This window comes from Gluconobacter cerevisiae (assembly GCF_015244675.1).
GTDB lineage: Bacteria > Pseudomonadota > Alphaproteobacteria > Acetobacterales > Acetobacteraceae > Gluconobacter > Gluconobacter cerevisiae.
In genome coordinates, this window is sequence record NZ_JABCQO010000001.1 from 230,122 (window position 1) to 249,173 (window position 19,052).

At 60.2% G+C, this 19,052-nt stretch carries 17 protein-coding genes; 6 read left to right on the top strand and 11 right to left on the bottom strand.

Features of this window, described 5'->3' with window-relative positions; all coding sequences use genetic code 11:
* Positions 1–211 precede the first annotated feature (211 nt).
* Positions 212–1,309, top strand: a complete 1,098-nt coding sequence (locus HKD21_RS00965) for an AI-2E family transporter (RefSeq protein WP_194253803.1) — start codon at positions 212–214, stop codon at positions 1,307–1,309.
* Between the two features lie 12 nt (positions 1,310–1,321).
* Here the strand turns inward: HKD21_RS00965 and HKD21_RS00970 are convergent, their stop codons facing one another.
* Complete coding sequence (locus tag HKD21_RS00970; protein ID WP_194253804.1) at positions 1,322–2,248, bottom strand: LysR family transcriptional regulator; 927 nt, start codon at positions 2,246–2,248, stop codon at positions 1,322–1,324.
* Positions 2,249–2,364: 116 nt separating this feature from the next.
* On the opposite strand from HKD21_RS00970, the gene HKD21_RS00975 reads away from it, so the two are divergent.
* Positions 2,365–3,387, top strand: coding sequence for an isocitrate/isopropylmalate dehydrogenase family protein (locus tag HKD21_RS00975; protein WP_194253805.1), 1,023 nt, complete (start codon positions 2,365–2,367; stop codon positions 3,385–3,387).
* 33 nt (positions 3,388–3,420) lie between these two features.
* A complete protein-coding gene (gene acnA / locus HKD21_RS00980) occupies positions 3,421–6,111 on the top strand; it encodes an aconitate hydratase AcnA (RefSeq protein WP_194253806.1) in 2,691 nt (896 codons plus the stop codon).
* Positions 6,112–6,152: 41 nt separating this feature from the next.
* On the opposite strand, the gene HKD21_RS00985 is transcribed toward acnA, so the two are convergent.
* The 3 genes from HKD21_RS00985 to ahpC all read right to left on the bottom strand — a co-directional run bounded on the left by HKD21_RS00985 (position 6,153) and on the right by ahpC (position 9,092).
* The gene (locus HKD21_RS00985; protein WP_194253807.1) at positions 6,153–6,785 is read right to left on the bottom strand and encodes a LysE family translocator; all 633 of its coding nucleotides are present in this window, start codon (positions 6,783–6,785) and stop codon (positions 6,153–6,155) included.
* A 47-nt stretch (positions 6,786–6,832) separates the two neighbouring features.
* On the bottom strand, positions 6,833–8,404 hold the full coding sequence (ahpF, locus tag HKD21_RS00990; RefSeq protein WP_194253808.1) for an alkyl hydroperoxide reductase subunit F: 1,572 nt from the start codon (positions 8,402–8,404) through the stop codon (positions 6,833–6,835).
* Positions 8,405–8,528: 124 nt separating this feature from the next.
* A complete protein-coding gene (gene ahpC / locus HKD21_RS00995; RefSeq protein WP_194253809.1) occupies positions 8,529–9,092 on the bottom strand; it encodes an alkyl hydroperoxide reductase subunit C in 564 nt (187 codons plus the stop codon).
* A gap of 246 nt (positions 9,093–9,338) precedes the next feature.
* Here ahpC and HKD21_RS01000 point away from each other — a divergent pair, with 246 nt between their 5' ends.
* Together HKD21_RS01000 and HKD21_RS01005 are read left to right on the top strand one after the other, a co-directional pair.
* Positions 9,339–10,268 (top strand): hydrogen peroxide-inducible genes activator, encoded by a 930-nt coding sequence (locus HKD21_RS01000; protein WP_194253810.1) that lies wholly within the window; start codon positions 9,339–9,341, stop codon positions 10,266–10,268.
* A 7-nt stretch (positions 10,269–10,275) separates the two neighbouring features.
* The gene (locus HKD21_RS01005) at positions 10,276–11,775 is read left to right on the top strand and encodes a hypothetical protein (protein ID WP_194253811.1); all 1,500 of its coding nucleotides are present in this window, start codon (positions 10,276–10,278) and stop codon (positions 11,773–11,775) included.
* Between the two features lie 32 nt (positions 11,776–11,807).
* Here the strand turns inward: HKD21_RS01005 and HKD21_RS01010 are convergent, their stop codons facing one another.
* The 7 genes from HKD21_RS01010 to HKD21_RS01040 all read right to left on the bottom strand — a co-directional run bounded on the left by HKD21_RS01010 (position 11,808) and on the right by HKD21_RS01040 (position 18,151).
* Complete coding sequence (locus HKD21_RS01010) at positions 11,808–12,266, bottom strand: hypothetical protein (RefSeq protein ID WP_228120688.1); 459 nt, start codon at positions 12,264–12,266, stop codon at positions 11,808–11,810.
* Between the two features lie 111 nt (positions 12,267–12,377).
* Complete coding sequence (locus HKD21_RS01015; protein WP_194253812.1) at positions 12,378–13,652, bottom strand: cation:proton antiporter; 1,275 nt, start codon at positions 13,650–13,652, stop codon at positions 12,378–12,380.
* A 152-nt stretch (positions 13,653–13,804) separates the two neighbouring features.
* On the bottom strand, positions 13,805–14,452 hold the full coding sequence (locus HKD21_RS01020) for a glutathione S-transferase family protein (RefSeq protein ID WP_194253813.1): 648 nt from the start codon (positions 14,450–14,452) through the stop codon (positions 13,805–13,807).
* On the bottom strand, positions 14,452–15,537 hold the full coding sequence (mnmA, locus tag HKD21_RS01025) for a tRNA 2-thiouridine(34) synthase MnmA (protein ID WP_194253814.1): 1,086 nt from the start codon (positions 15,535–15,537) through the stop codon (positions 14,452–14,454). Before mnmA ends, HKD21_RS01020 begins: the two co-directional genes overlap by 1 nt.
* Before the next feature lie 5 nt (positions 15,538–15,542).
* Positions 15,543–15,857: a ferredoxin family 2Fe-2S iron-sulfur cluster binding protein gene (locus HKD21_RS01030; protein WP_194253815.1), complete on the bottom strand. Its 315-nt coding sequence runs from the start codon at positions 15,855–15,857 to the stop codon at positions 15,543–15,545.
* Between the two features lie 22 nt (positions 15,858–15,879).
* The gene (locus HKD21_RS01035; RefSeq protein ID WP_194253816.1) at positions 15,880–17,022 is read right to left on the bottom strand and encodes a cysteine desulfurase family protein; all 1,143 of its coding nucleotides are present in this window, start codon (positions 17,020–17,022) and stop codon (positions 15,880–15,882) included.
* A gap of 28 nt (positions 17,023–17,050) precedes the next feature.
* Positions 17,051–18,151, bottom strand: a complete 1,101-nt coding sequence (locus tag HKD21_RS01040) for a cysteine desulfurase family protein (protein WP_228120690.1) — start codon at positions 18,149–18,151, stop codon at positions 17,051–17,053.
* A gap of 136 nt (positions 18,152–18,287) precedes the next feature.
* On the opposite strand from HKD21_RS01040, the gene HKD21_RS01045 reads away from it, so the two are divergent.
* Positions 18,288–18,953 (top strand): alpha/beta hydrolase, encoded by a 666-nt coding sequence (locus HKD21_RS01045; protein WP_194253817.1) that lies wholly within the window; start codon positions 18,288–18,290, stop codon positions 18,951–18,953.
* Positions 18,954–19,052 lie beyond the last annotated feature (99 nt).

Genomic DNA, 19,052 nt, shown 5'->3' on the forward strand with positions numbered 1-19,052 from the left:
GGTGCAGCCAAATCTCCAGAAACGACTTTTGAGATCTTCCCAAAAGCTGAATAAAAGAAATTTTCCGGATCGCAATATTTCACAACAAACAGAACTGCGAAATACAGATCCCCAGAAGAGTTTTTAGTCGCATCCAGATGTGACTTTCTCATCCCCTGAAAGTCGCATATCTTTCCGATATCTTGTTTCTATTTCGCAAAGCCGACGCACAATGCCAGATTTTTCCCAGAATGGTCCGCAGGACAATACCCGTTCCGTTCTGGTCGCCCTGTTGGCAAGCGCAATTGTCATCAGCGCCATCTGGATCCTCAAACCCTTCCTTCCTGCCACAATCTGGGCTGTCACCATCGCAGTGACCACCTGGCCCCTGTTACGCCGTCTTCAGACTGTCGTCGGAAATAGTCGTCGGACGGCGGTCTCGTTGACAATTCTGATCGCAATGCTGGTTTTCATTCTTCCGCTGTGGCTCGCCATTACTACCGTTTCCGGCCATTTCAGCGATATTGCTACCCTGATCTCCACTGCTTCATCACTTCACATTCCGGATGAACCGGAATGGCTCGCCCGGCTTCCGCTGGTTGGCCAGCATATTGCGCCGCTCTGGGACCGTGTCCAGCACATGCAGCTCCCGGAAATGATTCAAAAAATTATTCCTGCACCAGAAACGATGATCCACACCTTTCTGGCTTATGCAGGCAGCTTCAGCATTCTTGCTCTGCAATTTATTCTCACACTCGTCATTCTCGGCTTCCTCCTCATGCGCGCGGAGGCTGCAACTGCCGTTGCGAATAGCCTTGTCACCATTCTGGCAGGCCATCGCGGCAAGGAAATGTTGCAACTTGCCGCCTGTACAATCCGGGGCGTGGCGTTTGGCGTCACCGTTACTGCAGTCGTAGAATCTACCGTTGCCGGTATCGGCATGAAACTCGCAGGTGTACCCTGGATCAGCATCCTCACCGCCGCCACATTCATGATCTGCCTGCTTCAGGGCGGCCCAGGTTTTACTCTCATTCCAGCCGTGATCTGGGTCTATTTTGAACGTGGTCTCGCACCTGCTGCACTTCTGTTTGCCGTCACGATCATTACCATTGTCATCGACAACGTCCTGCGCCCGTTCCTGATCCGCAAACAGGCCGACATTCCGCTCATTCTCATTATGCTTGGCGTTATCGGTGGACTGGGCGGACTGGGGCTTGTCGGTATCTTCATTGGCCCACTGATCCTGTCCGTCGCTTACACGCTGACCAAAAGCTGGATCAATGACTCCGGCCGGAAAAATCCTTCCCTCACGCCTCCGATGGAATCCTGAACCTACGGGGCGTTACTCGGTGGCTACCGGCCCATAGTTCTGCCGGATGCGACGGGCCTGATGAATGAAATAAAGCTTGGCGCCTGTCATGCGGACAGAGCGAAACACCAGATAAAGCGGTGCCGTCAGGGCGGTGCGGGAAGACAGCGGGATATAGGCCACCTGTCCGGCATGATGCTGCTGCATGGACTGGGGAACAAGGGAAATCCCAAGTCCTCCTGCCACCAGATTGAGAGCCGCCAGAAGCTGCGGTCCCTTCTGGTGAATCCTTGGTGTAAAACCCGCCCCAAGACAGGCATCCACGATCGTCTTGTACAAGCCATTATTATATTGGCTCTGATACAGGATGAAATCCTCGTTCTCGAGTTCGGTCAGTTTCAGACCTGAAGCCGGAGCGTCTTTCGCCAATCTGTGCGTCCGGGGAACCGCTACCACCATGGGTTCTTCCACGATCAGTTCAACCACGACATCCGACACATCAGGAATGGACGTCCGCACAAAAGCGACATCCACGGCATCTTCCCGCAGGCCTTCCAGAAGCTGACTGGAATTGCCCTCCGTCAACGTTAGTCCCACGTCCGGCCAGGTTTCGCGAAACTGCCCCAGCATGTCCGGCAGACTGGGATGACACAGGGCGGAATTCGTAAACCCGATCGACAGTTCCCCGGTTTCGCCCCGCACAATCCGGCGGACATCTTCGATCGTCTCATCCATACGCGCGATGACATCATATGCCCCCTTAAGCATACTACGCCCCGCCGATGTCAGCCGCATGCCCTTTGCATGACGCTCGAAGAGTTGAACTCCCAGTTCCTGCTCCAACCCCTTGAGCAGCCGGGTAAGCGGAGGCTGCTGGATTCCCAGCCGTTCGGCAGCCCGGGTGAGGTTGCGTTCTTCGGCAATGGCAATGACAGCATGGAGATGTCTGAGTTCGATCATCCCATACCTTTAAAGTATGATGAAACCCCTCCGCAAACATTGGTTCAGGCGCGAAATCTCTTTAAGGTCCGCTGCGTCATAAACACATATCCTTATTGACCGGACAGGAACGCGCCATGACCAAGACCATTCCCGCCACACTCATCGCCGGTGACGGAATTGGCCCGGAAATCATGCAGTCGGTCACGACCGTCATGGACGCCCTCGACGCCCCCTTCCTCTGGGATCACCAGAGCGCAGGCGTCGGCGCCTTCGAGGAGCACGGAACCGCTCTCCCCGAGGCTACGCTCGACAGCATCCGCCGCACCGGCCTCGTGCTGAAAGGCCCGCTGACCACGCCCGTCGGCAAGGGTTTCCGCTCCATCAACGTCACGCTGCGTCAGGCCTTCGACCTATACGCCAACGTGCGCCCGACCCAGACGATCGTTCCCGGTGGGCGCTACGAAAACGTCGATCTGGTCGTGATCCGCGAAAACATCGAAGGGCTTTACGCCGCGATGGAGCACTACATGGCCGTGGACGGGGACCCCGAAGCTGTGGCGTATGGCGCAGGCTTCAATACCCGCGCGGAATGCAACCGGATCGTCCGCTTCGCCTTCGAATACGCCATCAAGAACAACCGCAAGAAGGTCACGCTCGTTCACAAGGCGAACATCCTGAAAATCCTGAGCGGCCTGTTCCTGCATGAGGGCCGCAAGGTCGCCGCAGAATATGAAGGCCGCGTGGCGCTGGAAGAACGCATCGTCGATGCCTGCGCAATGGAACTCGTCATCCGTCCGGAGAACTACGACGTCATCGTCACGACCAATCTGTTCGGCGACATCCTGTCCGATCTGACGGCTGGTCTCGTAGGCGGCTTAGGCATGGCGCCGGGTGCGAATATCGGCGAGAAAATGGGAATCTTCGAAGCCGTCCATGGCTCCGCGCCCGATATCGCCGGACAGGGCATCGCCAATCCACTGGCGCTGATGATGGCGGGCAGCATGATGCTCGCCCATGTCGGACGGCTGGACCTCTCCGAACGGCTTGACGGTGCGATGAAGCAGATCCTTCAGGTCGAAGGCCTCCGCACGCGCGATCTCGGCGGCAAGGCCACCACGCAGGACGTCACGCAGGCCCTTCTGCGCGCCATCAACTAATTCCCTGACAGCCCTCCAAGGAACATTCCCATCATGAAACAGGTTGGACACGACCTTCTGGACTGCCAGCGCGACCTTTCGGTTGAAGGGCGCTCCTATCGCTATTTCTCCCTGCCCGTCGCCGCTGCAAAGCTGGGAGACATTTCGCGCCTGCCCGTCAGCCTGAAGGTTCTGCTCGAAAACGTGCTGCGCTTTACGGATGGCACGACCTATCGCGTTGAAGACGCACAGGCGATTGTCGACTGGACGAAAGCTGCACACTCCACCGAGGAAGTCCCGTTCAAGCCCGCGCGCATCCTGATGCAGGATTTCACCGGCGTTCCAGCCGTCGTCGATCTGGCAGCCATGCGCGACGGCATCGTCTCGCTCGGCGGTGATCCGCAGAAGGTCAATCCGCTCGTGCCCGTCGATCTGGTGATCGACCATTCCGTGATGGTGGACGTCGCCGGACGCAAGGATGCGCTTCAGCAGAACGTTTCGCTGGAATTCGAGCGCAATGGTGAGCGTTATGCGTTCCTGCGCTGGGGTCAGGAAGCATTCGACCAGTTCCGCGTCGTCCCGCCGGGAGCTGGCATCTGCCATCAGGTCAATCTGGAATATCTGTCGCAGGTGGTCTGGACGGGAACGGTTGGCGACGTCACCTACGCCTATCCCGACACGCTGTATGGCACGGATTCCCACACGACTATGGTCAACGGGCTTGGCGTTCTGGGCTGGGGTGTCGGCGGGATCGAAGCCGAGGCCGCCATGCTCGGACAGCCGATTTCCATGCTCATTCCCGATGTCGTGGGCTTCCGCATGGACGGGCGTCTGCCGGAAGGCACGACCGCGACCGATCTGGTCCTGACGGTCACACAGATGCTTCGCGCCAAGGGCGTGGTCGGCAAATTCGTGGAATTCTTCGGCCCGGCGCTGGATCATCTGCCGGTCGCGGACCGCGCCACCATCGCAAACATGGCGCCGGAATATGGCGCGACCTGCGGCTTCTTCCCCGTGGATGCACTCGCGCTCGACTATCTGCGCCAGACCGGCCGTGACGAACACCGCATTGCCCTGACCGAAGCATGGTTGCGCGCGCAGGGTATGTTCCGCGATGCCTCAACGCCGGAGCCAGTCTTTTCGGACGTTCTGACGCTGGATCTGGGCACAGTCACGCCCTGTATTTCCGGCCCCAAGCGCCCGCAGGACCGGATCGAACTCTCCGCCGCCACCCCGGCTTTCGAAAAAGCCCTGACGGAAGCGCTCGGCGTCAAACCGGACGCGATTCACAAAACTGCCCCCGTCGCTGACACGGATTATGCGATCGGGCACGGCTCCATCGTCATCGCCGCCATCACATCCTGCACCAACACGTCCAACCCCGCCGTTCTGGTCGCAGCCGGGCTGGTGGCCCGCAAGGCCCGCGCGCTTGGCCTGATGCCGAAGCCCTGGGTCAAGACGTCGCTCGCACCCGGATCGCAGGTCGTCACGGATTATCTGGATCGCGCCAATCTGAGCGCCGATCTGGACGCGCTGGGTTTTGAGACGGTCGGCTATGGCTGCACGACCTGCATCGGCAATTCCGGCCCGCTGGCGAAAGAACTTGTGGACGCGATCGAGGGCAATGGTCTGGTCGCGACCTCGGTCCTGTCCGGCAACCGAAATTTTGAAGGCCGGATTTCGCCCAACGTGCGGGCCAATTATCTCGCAAGCCCGCCGCTCGTCGTCGCCTATGCGCTGCTGGGAACGATGCGCGAGGACATCACGACGGCTGTTCTCGGACATGCGCCCGACGGCACGGCGGTCCACCTGCGCGATATCTGGCCGACCAACCACGAAATCGCCGAGCTCGTCGGTTCTGCCGTCACGCGCGAAGCGTTCGTCGAGCGTTACAGCCACATCACGGAAGGCACCAAGGAATGGCAGGCTCTGGCCTCTGCCGGAACCTCAGCCACCTATGACTGGCAGCCCGGCTCGACCTATGTGCAGAACCCGCCCTATTTCGACGGTCTGACCGCCGAACCCGCGCCCACGAAAGACATTTCCGGCGCGCGGATTCTGGCGCTGCTGGGCGACAACATCACGACCGACCACATCTCCCCGGCCGGTGCGATTGCGGCCTCTTCGCCTGCGGGCGTGTATCTTCAGGAGCATCAGGTTGCGGTGAAGGACTTCAATTCCTACGGCTCCCGTCGCGGCAATGACCGCGTCATGGTCCGGGGAACCTTCGCCAATATCCGCATCCGAAATGAGATGGCACCGGGAACCGAAGGCGGCGTCACGCTGCATCAGCCGGATGGCGCGCAGATGTCCATCTATGATGCCGCTAGCCGATATGCAGAGGACGGCGTGCCGCTCGTGGTGTTCGGGGGCAAGGAATACGGGATGGGCTCATCGCGTGACTGGGCCGCGAAAGGCACGCGCCTGTTGGGTATCAAAGCCGTCATCGCCGAGAGCTTCGAGCGCATCCACCGATCCAACCTCGTCGGCATGGGCGTCCTGCCCCTGACCTTCGAGCCGGGCACAACGCGCAAAACGCTGGGTCTGGACGGAACGGAAACGATCGCCATTCACGGCATCGAAACCCTGACGCCGCGCCAGACGCTGACCATGACCATCACCCGTCAGGATGGCAGCACGCAGGATGTCCCGCTGCTATGTCGTGTCGATACAGTCGATGAGGCGGACTATTACCGCAACGGAGGCATCCTGCCTTACGTTCTGCGGGGAATGGCTTCAGTCTAAAAAAATGGCGGGGCTTCGGTCCCGCCATTTTTGTCTGAAACTCAGGCTCTGCGGCTCAGCGCCAGCTTGAGGCTGAACGCCAGAAAAATGCTGCCCGTCAGCCGGTCCATGCGGCGCACGACCGTCGCACTCGACAAAAACCGCCCTAAAGGCACCGTCAGCACAACGAGCAGTCCGAGCCACGAGAACGACAGCAACGCCTGAATACCGGTCAGAAGGAGCGAAAATTCCTTCACGTTCACATGCGGCGGGATGAACTGCGGCATGAAGGTCATGTAGAAAATGCCGACCTTGGGGTTGAGCAGATTTGTCAGCAGACCCCGCCGGAAGGCTGCGCGCGCATCGGCCTGCACAGGCACCGCATCCGCTGCCCCGAGGGACGTTCGAGGATGCAGGATCAGGCCGATCCCAAGCCAGGCGAGATAAAGCGCGCCGGCCCATTTGACGATCATAAAGGCCGTTTGAGAGGCCGCTAGCAGCGCCGTCAGACCGAAAGCCGCAGCAAGCCCCCAGATCCCAAGTCCGAGACAAATCCCCACGACCGCTGCCAGACCGGCCTTCCAGCCAGAGGTCGTGGCAGTTCGCAGCGTCATGGCCGTATCGAGGCCCGGCGTAATCGTGAAGACGGCAGCCGCAGCCGCGAAAGTGAGAAGGGGGATCAGGTAAGGATGCATGACCGAAATCTACACCCCGTCCTGAAAATCCCCAATCCCCCTTTTCTTTATCCGGCCTTTGCAGTCACGGGCAGACGGATCAGATAATCGAAGGCGGACAGGGAGGCCTTGGCTCCCTCACCCATCGCAATGACGATCTGCTTGTACGGAACCGTCGTCACATCTCCTGCCGCGAACACACCGGGGACGGATGTTGCGCAGTGATCATTGATGACGATCTCGCCATACGGGCTGAGCTTCAGAGCCCCCTTCAGCCACTCCGAATTGGGCAACAAACCAATCTGAATGAACACGCCATCCGTTTTGACCTGATGCAGTCCACCATCACCGTCGCTATAAGTCAGACCCGTGACTTCCTTGCCATCCCCTTCGATCTTCGTGGTCAGGGCGTTCGTCAGAACCGTGACATTCGACAGGCTCAGCAGCTTGTCCTGCAACACCTTGTCGGCTTTCAGATGCGCGCCGCGCTGTAAGAGCGTGACATGCGAGACAATGCCTGCCAGGTCGATAGCCGCTTCCACACCGCTATTGCCGCCACCAGCCACAACAACCGGACGTCCCTTGTAGAACGGACCATCGCAATGCGGGCAGTAGGCCACGCCCTTCGTGCGATATTCGTCCTCGCCCGGAACCCCCAGATGCCGCCAGCGCGCGCCAGTCGCGATGATGACCGTCTTTGAACGCAACGTGGCACCACTTTCCAGAACGATCTGATGCAGACCACCGACGTCTTCAGCCGGGATCAGCTTTGCCGCAAGCTGCGAGGCGATGATCTGCACATCATACTGCCGCACATGAGCCTCAAGCGCTGCCGAGAGCTTCGGCCCTTCCGTTTCCTGCACGGAAATGAAGTTCTCGATCCCGGCCGTATCCATGACCTGACCGCCAAACCGCTCCGCTACAAGACCGGTCCGCAGGCCCTTACGAGCGGAATAGATCGCCGCCGCATCACCAGAAGGCCCAGCACCAAGCACCAGCACATCAAACGGTGCCATGTCGTTCAGCTTTTCCGCCGAACGGGCGACCGAAGCCGTATCCAGCTTGGCGAGAATATCCGCCACTTCCATCCGACCCGACGCAAACGGCTCACCATTCAGATAGACCTGCGGGACCGAGCGAATGCCGAGGCGTTCTACTTCTTCCTGAAAATCCGCACCATCAATGGCGGTGTGATGGATCTTCGGGTTCAGCACGCTCATGGCATTGAGCGCCTGCACCACGTCCGGGCAGTTCTGGCAGGACTGGGAGAAATACGTCTCGAAATGGAACTCCCCGTCCAGCGCGCGGATCTGTTCGACCACATCCGCCTCAATCTTCGGCGGATGGCCACTGACCTGAAGCAGCGCCAGAACGAGCGACGTAAACTCGTGCCCCATCGGCAGACCCGCAAAGCAGACCTGAATGTCCGTGCCGGGGCGGCGGATGACGAATGATGGCGTGCGGGAGCCCTGCCCCTTGTCCGAAAACGTCACCTTGGGGGACAGGCTGGCAATGTCTTCCAGCAGGCCGCGCACTTCAGTGGAACGGGCATCCGCGCCAAGGGTCGCCTCAAGCACGACCGCATCACGCAGGTACTCCATATAGGCGCGCATCTGGGTTTTCAGGTCGTCCTGAAGCATCTTTTTTCTCCGGATTACGGGACTGAATATTTGGAACCGGAAGACTGTCCGGCACAGCCGCCTTCAGAAGAAGGCGGAAGCGGGTGGAGCCCGAAAGCCCCACCCTGATCAGATCCGGAAAGGATCAGATCTTGCCGACGAGGTCGAGGGACGGCTTGAGCGTCTCGCTGCCTTCCTTCCACTTCGCCGGGCAGACTTCGCCCGGATGGCTTGCGACGTATTGTGCAGCCTGAATCTTCTCCAGAAGTTCGGTCGCGCTGCGGCCGACGCCACCGGCGGTGATTTCGATGTACTGGATCTTACCTTCCGGATCGATCAGGAACGTGCCGCGATCGGCCATGCCGGCTTCTTCGATCAGCACATCAAAGTTGCGTGCAATCGCGCCCGTCGGGTCGCCCAGCATCGTGTACTTGATCTTGCCGATAGCCGGAGACGTGTCGTGCCAGGCTTTGTGCGTGAAATGCTTGTCCGTGGAGACGGAGAAGATTTCCACGCCCAGCTTGTCGAAAGCGGCCTGGTTGTCGGCGAGGTCTTCGAGTTCCGTCGGGCAGACGAACGTGAAGTCGGCCGGATAGAAGAAGAAAACGGACCACTTGCCGCGAACGTCGGAGTCCGTGACCGTGAGGAACTCACCGTTGCGGAAAGCATCGGTAGAGAAGGGCTTCAGCGGGGAGTTGATGCGAACCATCAGACTGTCTCCTGACCTTGGGTTGGTGTTGTGTTGCGGACTCTGTGTCACACAGAAAGAGAGGGACAGGAAACAGTTCCTGTCAATATGACTGATCGCCAAAACCGAACTTATAGAATGAAGATATCAAGACTCCCGATCATGATATGAACCTTGTCCGCAAGAAACAGCCTCTTCCGACGTTATTTTTCTTTAACAAGCAGAACCGCACTTCCCCATAACGTTATCCGGTCCTATTTATGGAACATGAGCTATGTTCCCCTTTCCGGCCTGTCCCTGCGTGATATCGAATATGTGGTTGCGGTCGATGACCTGCGCAACTTCTCCCGCGCGGCCGAACGCTGCGGCGTCAGCCAAGCGGGACTGTCCGAACAGGTCCGCAAGCTCGAACAGCTTCTGGATGTCACCCTTTTCGAACGCTCGCGGCGGCACGTCGCCCCGACTCCGGATGGCGAACGTCTGCTCGCGCTCGGGCGGGAGGTTCTCGCGGCAGCCCGCAACCTGCTCGAAGTCGCCCGTGCCCAGACCGGCCCCATGGAAGGCGCGCTCCGGCTCGGCGTCATTCCCACACTCGGCCCGTATTACATTCCGGGCCTTCTGCCCCGCCTGCGTGAGCATTATCCGGCGCTCAGCCTGCGCTTGCGTGAAAGCATGACGGACACGCTGGTGCACGCTCTGCGCAACAGCGAACTGGACGTCGCTCTCATGGCACTGCCCGCACCTTCCGAGGCTCTGGAAAGCGCGCCGATCTTTGAGGAATCTTTTCTTGCCGTGTTTCCGAGCACGCATGAACTGGCGCAGAAACCGAAACTCTCCCTCAGCCAGCTCGGCCGCCCAGACCTGCTGCTGCTGGAGGATGGGCATTGCCTGCGTGATCAGGCCCTGTCCATCTGCCCGACCGTTCCGCGCGAAGGCGAGCAGCGTCTGGCCACCAGCCTTGAAATGCTATGGTACATGATCGGAGCGGGCGAAGGATTTTCCCTCATTCCCCAGCTTGCACTGCGCAACCGCGTAGATTTCGAAGATCTCATCACCGTTCGCCCCCTTCCCGAACCCGAAGCGCGCCGCACGATCGGTCTGACCTGGCGCGCCTCGGACCCGAGAGCTTCCGTCTTTCGCGATTTCGCAGGCTATCTTCGCAGCATCACCCCAGAACACTGCCACGTCTGTCGCTGAACTCCTCATGACGCCTCCCCGATCATCAGCTTTGCGCTCCGCTGAACCCACCATCATGGGGACAGCCTATGGCGTCGTCCTGTGCGTGATGCTCCTCGTCATCGCCTTACAGGCCGCCATCCTTCCCGCTTCTGTCTGGCAGGGAGACGAATACGATTACTTTGCCAATATTCGGGAGCATGGTCTGGCATTTCTGTCAGACAGGCTGCTGCACTGGAGCCCGCGTCCATTTTCGGAAATTGTCATCTTCGCCTACGGAACAGTCGTCAATGCCGTACATAAGCCGCTGGCCTGGCTCTTTCTGGCCCTTACATGGCTGTTTTGCGCTGCGGTCGCATTTGTACCCTTCCTGCGCCGAAGTAACGGCCCCGCCTCGACACGCCTGCTGATTGCGGTGTCCGTTGCCGCCATTTTCATGCTCGGTCACCCTTCCGCAGACTTCTTCTACTGGCCAATGGGCACCATCGCCCATCTTCCCGTCCTTGCCGCTGCCTGCGGACTGACCCTTCTGAAGATCAGTCAGATCCTTTCTACTCGCGCGGAAGCCCTGTTGCTGTCTCTTGCACTGACATCAAGCGAAGCGGGAGTGTTTTTCGGAATGCTCTGGTTGGGAATGCGTGGGTTTGAGCTTCTATACGTTCGCCGTGCCACCGCATTTAGGCGGTCCAGATGGCTGCTTTTGCCGACAGGCGTTGGACTCTGCGTTTCTGCAGAGATGCTTCTCAATCACCGAATGGGCGGAAGTGGATTTCCGTTCACACCCACACATGGGCATATCAGAACCAGTCTTGCCGCGGCCTTTGGTCCATTCCTGCAAACGCTGATCGCCCTACAACCGAACGAAATGAGTTCGGGTAGCGAGTTCACAAAACAGGCCATCGCCAGCGGACTGGCACTGAAAATCATCCTGACCGGCGCCTTTACGACATTATTCATGACATGCGGCATCCGCCCCGCCTTGCGGACGCTCATAGCGCCCGCCGTTGCGCTTGCGGGCACGATGTATCTGACAATCGCCGCCGCGTTCTACGCCTTTGGATTTCTGTGCTGCCAGCGCCATGAAACGTTCCGGCTGGACCTTTCAGTCCTTCTTGTTTTGCTGCTTTCCGCGGGTCTGAGCACGGTTTTATCGGAAAAGTTCAAGATATCTTCCGGCGACCACAAGAGAGAAACACTCCTTCAGGTCTGTGCCCTGACGGGACTTCTGCTGTTTGCGGGATGGACAATGCGGTGGCGCCTGTCGGACCTGTCACTCGCCCTCGCAGGCCTTCCGCTGGAAGAAGCCGCCCATCATCATGTCTGGGCGTCCGGACTGTCGGCGGGGACCGATATGACCTATTCGCAAGGCACGGCCTCACCCGCATTCTATTACTGGCACTGGGAGCCGGGGACCTATCATGCGGGTGGAACCGGATGGGAAGTGCAGTCCGCCCTGCGATATTTCGGCAAGACGACGCTTCATGTCCTGCCGCCCCTCGGCCTGACCCCTCTTCCCGCTACACCCTGAGCAGGAAGAGATCGGTTTCTGAAAATCAGGCCTTATTCGGCAGCGTTGCACCGATGGGTTGAACCGGGGAAGTCCGAGCATTCGCCCTTCACGGAATCCCAGCGGAAATCCATTTCATCGCCCGCCATGCCGTTCTTCTGGAACTCGGTCGTCACCGCGCTCACATTCGTCACATGGCCTTTGTTGTAAACCAGTTCGACATAGCCGTTATAGAAACCCGGGATCTTGCCCACGCCTTCAAAATAGGTCGGCTTTCCATCTTTTCCCGGCACCGCAAACAGCTTGACGACCTGAGCAGGCGTCGCATGTTCCAACTTGCGCAGGAATTCCGGCGACAGGGTCTGGCAGCTGATTTCCGGGCGTGGGTCTTCACCGACATTCGACGGCCAGCAGGCGGCCTGCCCCGGCAACGGCGTTGCAGACGCCAGATGCGGCAGAACGAGCGCAGCCCCAAAAGCTGCGGCCATCGTGACATGCTTAAAACGTATCATCTGTAAAATACTCCAGCAGAACTCTCTGTTTTCCGAACCTATCACAGCCCTCTTTCGGAACCCACAGAACCCACCGAACACCTTTTGCGGAAATATCGCCTCAATGGGGCTTCAGGCTGGAGGCACTTCGACTGCGGAAGGCTTCTCGGGATACAGCCAGCGCGCCACACGCCCCATCGTCAGACCCTGAACGATGATCGTGAACACCACGACCCCGTAGCACACAGGCAGCAGCGTATCGCGCAACTCACCAGCCGGAAGCCCCAGTGCGAGTGCAACGGAAATACCGCCTCGCAGGCCGCCCCACGTCAGAAGCCCCAAAGCGCGCCCCCGCTCTCCGGGTTGCAGTTGCACAGGAATGGTACACAGGAAAACACTTGCCCCGCGCACCAGCACCGAGAGCGGAATAGCGACCACCATCATCAGGAACGGCGCCAGGTGGGGACTGATTTCCAAAAGCTCGAAGCCGATCAGAAGGAACAGCAAAGCGTTCAGAATCTCATCGATCAGGTTCCAGAACCCCACCATTTCTGCTCGGGATTGCGGTGTAATGGCGCGATGCCCCGCTTTACTGGCCAAGCTCATTCCAGCTACCACGACCGCGATCGGGCCGGACATATGTAGCCCGTTCGCTAGACTATAAGTACCCGCCGCCAGTGCCAGAGAGCCCAGCAGATCAATCTGTGCGTCTTCCACGCCACGTAGCAGCATCACCGCCAGCCACCCCGTGAAAGCACCAAACAGGCCACCACCCACGGCCTCGACCAGAAAACGCAATATGAAATCACTGACCGAAACGGATGCAATATCCCCGGTAGCCATCCCGATCATCGTTCCGTAAATGACGACCCCCACGCCATCATTAAACAGACTTTCACCGGCGAAAGTCGCCTGAAGAGAGGGTGGCAGCCCCAGACGCCGCAACATGCCCACAACCGAAACCGGATCAGTCGGCGCCAGCATCGCGCCCAGAAGCACGCACCAACTGAAAGGCACGGCAAGCCCGAATAAGGGGAAAATGAGCCATACCGGAACCGCCATCAGCGCTACAGCCAGCGACGTTCCCACAATCGCCAGCGCCGCAACCGACTTGCCGCGCGACACCATCATTCCCAGATCGACCTGCATCGCCCCTGCAAACAGCAGGAAGGACAGTGCCCCATCCAGCAGTGTCCGGGGCAGGTTGATCGTTCCCAGCAATGTCCGGGGAACCTCCTGCAGGTCATAGCCCTGAAAAAGCGGATTCAGGAGCATGACAATCAGGGAGATTACCATCGAGAACAGCAGAATTCCGATGGCCAGTGGAAGTTTCAGGGTCCGGTAGTTGATGATCCCAAGCAGCGTTGCCACGGCCAGCAGCAGAGCAAACAGCCCCAGAGAATTCATATCCGCATTTCCCTTCCCGAATCCTGCTCTGCCAGCGACCTGCGACAGAATGAGCTTCGGGTAAACAAGTCCACTTTGTTTAACCCCTCACAGACACAGGAAGTTCCTTGCGAAAATCCTTACGATCTGTTGCGGAACAGGGAGTCTGAGGATCAGTAAAGGAGACGCCACTCCGCTGGTTCAGCCTCAGCCAGCGCGTACCATTCCCGCATCAGCGGCTGATCGAGCATCGTCCGCACCCAGGTCTTCACAACCGGATCAACTGCCAGTTCGAACGTGTGAATGCGAATGGCAATCGGCGCATACATGCAGTCCGCCACCGTCATCCGGTCCCCGAACAGGAACGTCGTCGGCTGACCCGAGCGCAAGAGCGCATCTTTGAGTGTACGGCTCAGCAGCGCCACATCGGCCGCCAGCTCCTCGCTGATTTCCGGCAGAGGCGCGGGAATACGCTCAACATCCATAGAGCAGTTCTGGCGGATCGGACGGAAACCGGCATGCATCTGCGCGCTGATACTGCGGGCATGAGCCCGCACAATCCGGTCTTCCGGCCACAGGGACGGTGCAATTTCCGCGCAATATTCGCAGATCGCCAGACTTTCCCAGACATCCGCACCGTCATGCTGAAGATACGGCACCATCCGGTTGGGGGAGCGGACATGAATCTCGGTCGTCCGGCCACCGCCCTTGAGCGCAATGACCTCTTCCGTCACGTCCAGCCCGGCCAAACGGACCGCCAGCCAGCCCCGCAGGGACCAGGACGAATACCGGCGCGACCCCAGAAGCAGCACTCCCGCCATCAGGCCTCTCCCGCAGTAATGAAGCCGCCGCCCAGCACACGGCTTCCGTCATACAGCACACAGGCCTGACCGGGCGCGGGCATCGCGGCTTCGTTCAGCTCCACCAGTGCGCCACCATTCTCCAAAGGCTTCACGACAGCCTCGCGCAGCTTCTCCCGGGCGCGGATCTGAACACCACAGCGCACCCCCTCAGCAGGCGCATCGATCAGCCAGTTCATGTCGCGCAGACGCACGGTCCGGCGGCTGTCGGCTTCCGAAAGCTGCACGCGCGGCCCGACCACAATGCGCCGCTTCGGCACATCAATGCGCGTCACCATCTGGCGTTCGCCTGTCGCGGTATGGATGTCGCCCAGACGCTTGCTCTGTCCGACCGTATAGCGCGCCACGCCTTCGTGACGGCCCAGAACCCTGCCGTCCTCGTCCACGATTTCGCCCTCGCCCCGCACTTCCGGGCGCAGCTTCTCGACCAGTTCGGCATAGGAGCCGGTTGGGACGAAGCAGATGTCCTGACTGTCTGGCTTGGCGGCGATGGACAGGCCCAGTTCTTCGGCCAGCGCCCGAACATGCGCCTTGTCCGGCATCTCGCCCAGTGGAAAACGCAGATAGTCAAGCTGGTCTTTGGTCGTGGCGAACAGGAACCAGGTCTGATCCCGCTCGGCATCGACGGGACGGTGCATTTCCGCCCCGTCCGGCCCTTCAACACGGCGGACATAATGCCCGGTCGCCATGGCCTCGCAGCCCAGATCCCGCGCCATGCCCAAAAGGTCCGTGAACTTCACGCCCTGATTGCAGGCCACGCAGGGAACAGGCGTTTCGCCACGCGCATAGGCGTCCGCAAAGCTCTCGACCACACTGTCACGAAAGCGCGTTTCCGCATCAATGACGTAATGCGGAAAGCCCAGACGGTCTGCCACGGCGCGCGCATCCATGATGTCACGCCCCGCACAGCACGCACCCGGCTTGGCCGCCTGTCCGTGATCGTAAAGCTGGAGGGTCGCGCCAATCACCTCGTGGCCCTGCCGTTTGAGCAGCGCGGCCACTACGGAACTGTCCACGCCTCCCGACATGGCAACGAGGATCCGCATGGTGCTCAGCCCGCCTTCGGAAGACGGACGATCAGGCCATCCAGCGCATCCGTCATGACGATCTGACAGCCCAGACGGGACGTCTTTTCCAGACCGAACGCCAGATCGAGCATGTCTTCCTCGTCATCGGTCGGCGTGCTCAGCTTGGCAGCCCAGTCCGGATCGACGACCACATGGCAGGTCGCGCACGCCAGCGATCCTTCGCAGGCGCCTTCGAGGTCAATGTCATGCTTGTGCGCGATTTCCAGCACCGACAGTCCGACAGGCGCGTCCACGTCACGACGGGTTCCATCACGCTCGATAAAGGTCATCTTGGGCATAGGTCGTACGCTTTTTCCGGTTTCAGTTGGGTTGGCACGTCCGTGCGGCTGCGATCAGAAGTTCGGCCGCACGGTCAATATCGGCCTTGGAGGTAGAGCGTCCGACCGACAGGCGCAAGCATTGCGACGCCTTCTGCGCAGAAAGTCCCATCGCCGTCAGGACATAGGAGGGCGCAATCTCCGCCGCCGTACAGGCCGATCCGGTCGAAGCGGCCACATCCGGGCAGGCTTCCAGCACGTCGAGCGCCCGGATTCCCTCAGGCAGACAGACATTCAATGTCCCCGCCAGACGCGGCGCCCCAGCCGCGTTCAGGGCGGTCCCAGGCAAGCCGTTTTGAAGCTGGGTCCACAAATCGTCCCGCAACAGGCGCAACCGCACGGCCTCATCCGCCATGTTCGCAACAGCCAGCTCCGCAGCCACTCCAAACCCGACAACCAGCGGTGTCGGCAGCGTTCCGGAACGGAATCCGCGTTCCTGGCCGCCCCCCGAAAACAACGCCTCCAGCCGAACGCGCGGTCGTCGGCGGACGTACAGCGCACCGATCCCTTTCGGCCCATACATCTTGTGCGCGGACACGGACGCCAGATCCACATCCTTCAACGACACCGGCATTTTCCCGGCCATCTGCGCCAGATCGACATGCATCAGCGCGCCCGCGGCCTTCGCGAGTGCCGCGAGCTGCGGAATATCCTGCAACACGCCGGTCTCGTTGTTCGCGGCCATGATGCTTACGAGCAGTGTCGGCACCTTCAGCGCCTCCCGCAGTGCCTCAGAATCAACCTGCCCGTCAGCATCCACGCCGAGCACGACCTCCTCAAAGCCTTCAACCGCCAGCGCCCGCACCGATTCCAGAACGCATTTGTGTTCGGTTGCGACCGTGATGATCCGCCGTCGCGGATCGCCCAGCCGTATCAGATGTCGCGCTGCCCCTTTGATGGCGAGGTTGTTCGCTTCCGTCGCACCGGACGTGAACACGATCTCCCGCGCTTCCACGCCCAAAAGCCCAGCCACGCTCTCCCGCGCCCGCTCCACGGCCTCCGCCGCCTTCCGTCCCGGACCATGCACACTGTGCGGGTTGCCGAAATCCTCCCCGAACCACGGCAGCATGGCCGCTACAACGGTCGGATCACACGGAGTTGTCGAAAAATAATCGAGATAGATCATGCCCCCCGTCCCTCTTTATCTACCCCGATCATTTGCGCAGACGCAGCGCCATCGCCTCGTAAGCCTCACAAAATGCCTCGACCTGAGCCTCCTGCACGTTCCAAGGGAGCGAAACACGAATGGCCTGCGCCGCACCCTCCGTCTCCCCCATCGCCCGCAGCACATGCGAAGACGACACCTTCCCCGACGAGCAGGCCGACCCCGCGGACACGCAGAACCCTGCCAGATCCAGCGTCATAAGCTGAACCTGCGCCGCCACCCCATCCAGAATCAGACAGCTCGTATTCGGCAGCCGTGCAACAGCCTCCCCCGAAACCCGCGCGCCGACAGCTTGCGCCACAGCTTCGACCCGGTCCCGCAGACGCTGCACCGCCCCCCAATCCTGCGCACGCGCTGCATCGAATGCCGCCGCCATGCCCAGAATGGCCGGAAGAGCCTGCGTTCCGCCCCGCCGTCCCCGCTCCTGCCCGCCGCCCGCCACCAGCGCGTCCATGGGTTCGTCTTCCGCAAGCAACAACACACCCGCCCCTTTTGGGCCACCCATCTTGTGCCCCGACACCGCAACACTGCATCCACCCAGCGCAAACGGCACCCGTCCCGCGCTCTGCACAGCGTCCACATGCAAATGCGCGCCCGAGTCGCGACAGACTGCCAACACATCCTCCAGCGGCGAAAGCACCCCCGTCTCGTTATTGGCGGACATCACACAAACCAGTGCCGGACCACTCTCCCGCAGCCGTGCGCGAAGGTGTTCCACATCCAGAATTCCGTCCCCATTCATAGGCAGGATTTCCGCTTCGGGAGCCGCCTTGAGGATGGCATCATGTTCCGTAGCACCAACAAAAATCCGGCGTCCACGTCCGAAAGCATACACCGCCATCGCATCGGCTTCCGTCGCCCCGGACGTGAACACGCAAGTACCGGAAATCCGCCCGAAACCCTCTGCCATCCGGCTGCGGGCGTCTTCGAGAAATCGACGTGCCTCCCGCCCTTGAGCGTGAACCGAAGACGGGTTCCCCAACAGCATCATCCCTTCAAGCGCCGCCTCTCTCGCACAGGGCCGCAGCGGTTCGGTGGCATTGGCGTCCAGATAGGTCGTCCCGGCGACGGTTTTCAGCGCAGTCATCATGTTTTCCAGATTGGACAAACGGGCGGAAATCGCAATGCCATGTCGATTTTGGTGGAAATCGGCTTTTGCGAATCGATATATACAGCATCACCGGACGGCAGAGTTCCAATCCTGCCTGACACAGCGCGAGAGTATTATGCCTGAAGTGATGTTCGCCGGCCCAGACGGCCGGCTCGAGGGTCGTTACCACCACTCCAGCGAACCCAACGCTCCGCTCGCCCTGGTGCTGCATCCCCATCCGCTCCACGGCGGCACCATGAACAACCGCATCACCTACACGATGTATCGCAGCTTCGAGAAAATGGGTTTCTCGGTCATGCGGTACAATTCGCGTGGCGTCGGCCGCTCCCAGGGCCGTTATGACGGCGGTATCGGCGAAATTTCCGATGCAGCCGCCGCCCTTGACTGGATGCAGATGGTCAATCCGAACTCCACCGAACTGTGGATTTCGGGCTATTCCTTCGGCGCGTTCGTCGGCATGCAGCTTCTGATGCGTCGCCCCGAAATCAGCGGCTGGATCAGCGTGGCTCCTCCGGCCAACGACTACGATTTCGGCTTTCTGGCACCCTGTCCTTGCGGTGGCCTCATGATTGCCGGCGGCAAGGACGAGATGGCCCCTGAGCCGGGCATCCGAAAGCTGGTGGACAAGCTGAACACCCAGAAGAACGTGACCGTCGACTACCGCATCTTCGACGACGCCGACCACATCTTCGCCAAACAGGCCGACCGTGTCGGCGAGGCGCTGGAAGACCACGTCAACACGATGCGCGGTCGCAAAACACTGGCGCTGGCCGCAGACTGATCAGGGACACACATCCCGTCAGACACCCACTCAAAAAGGCTCTCCCTCACGGAGAGCCTTTTTTGATTTCGGCCCGTCCAGCCCCTCGTCTAACGCCGA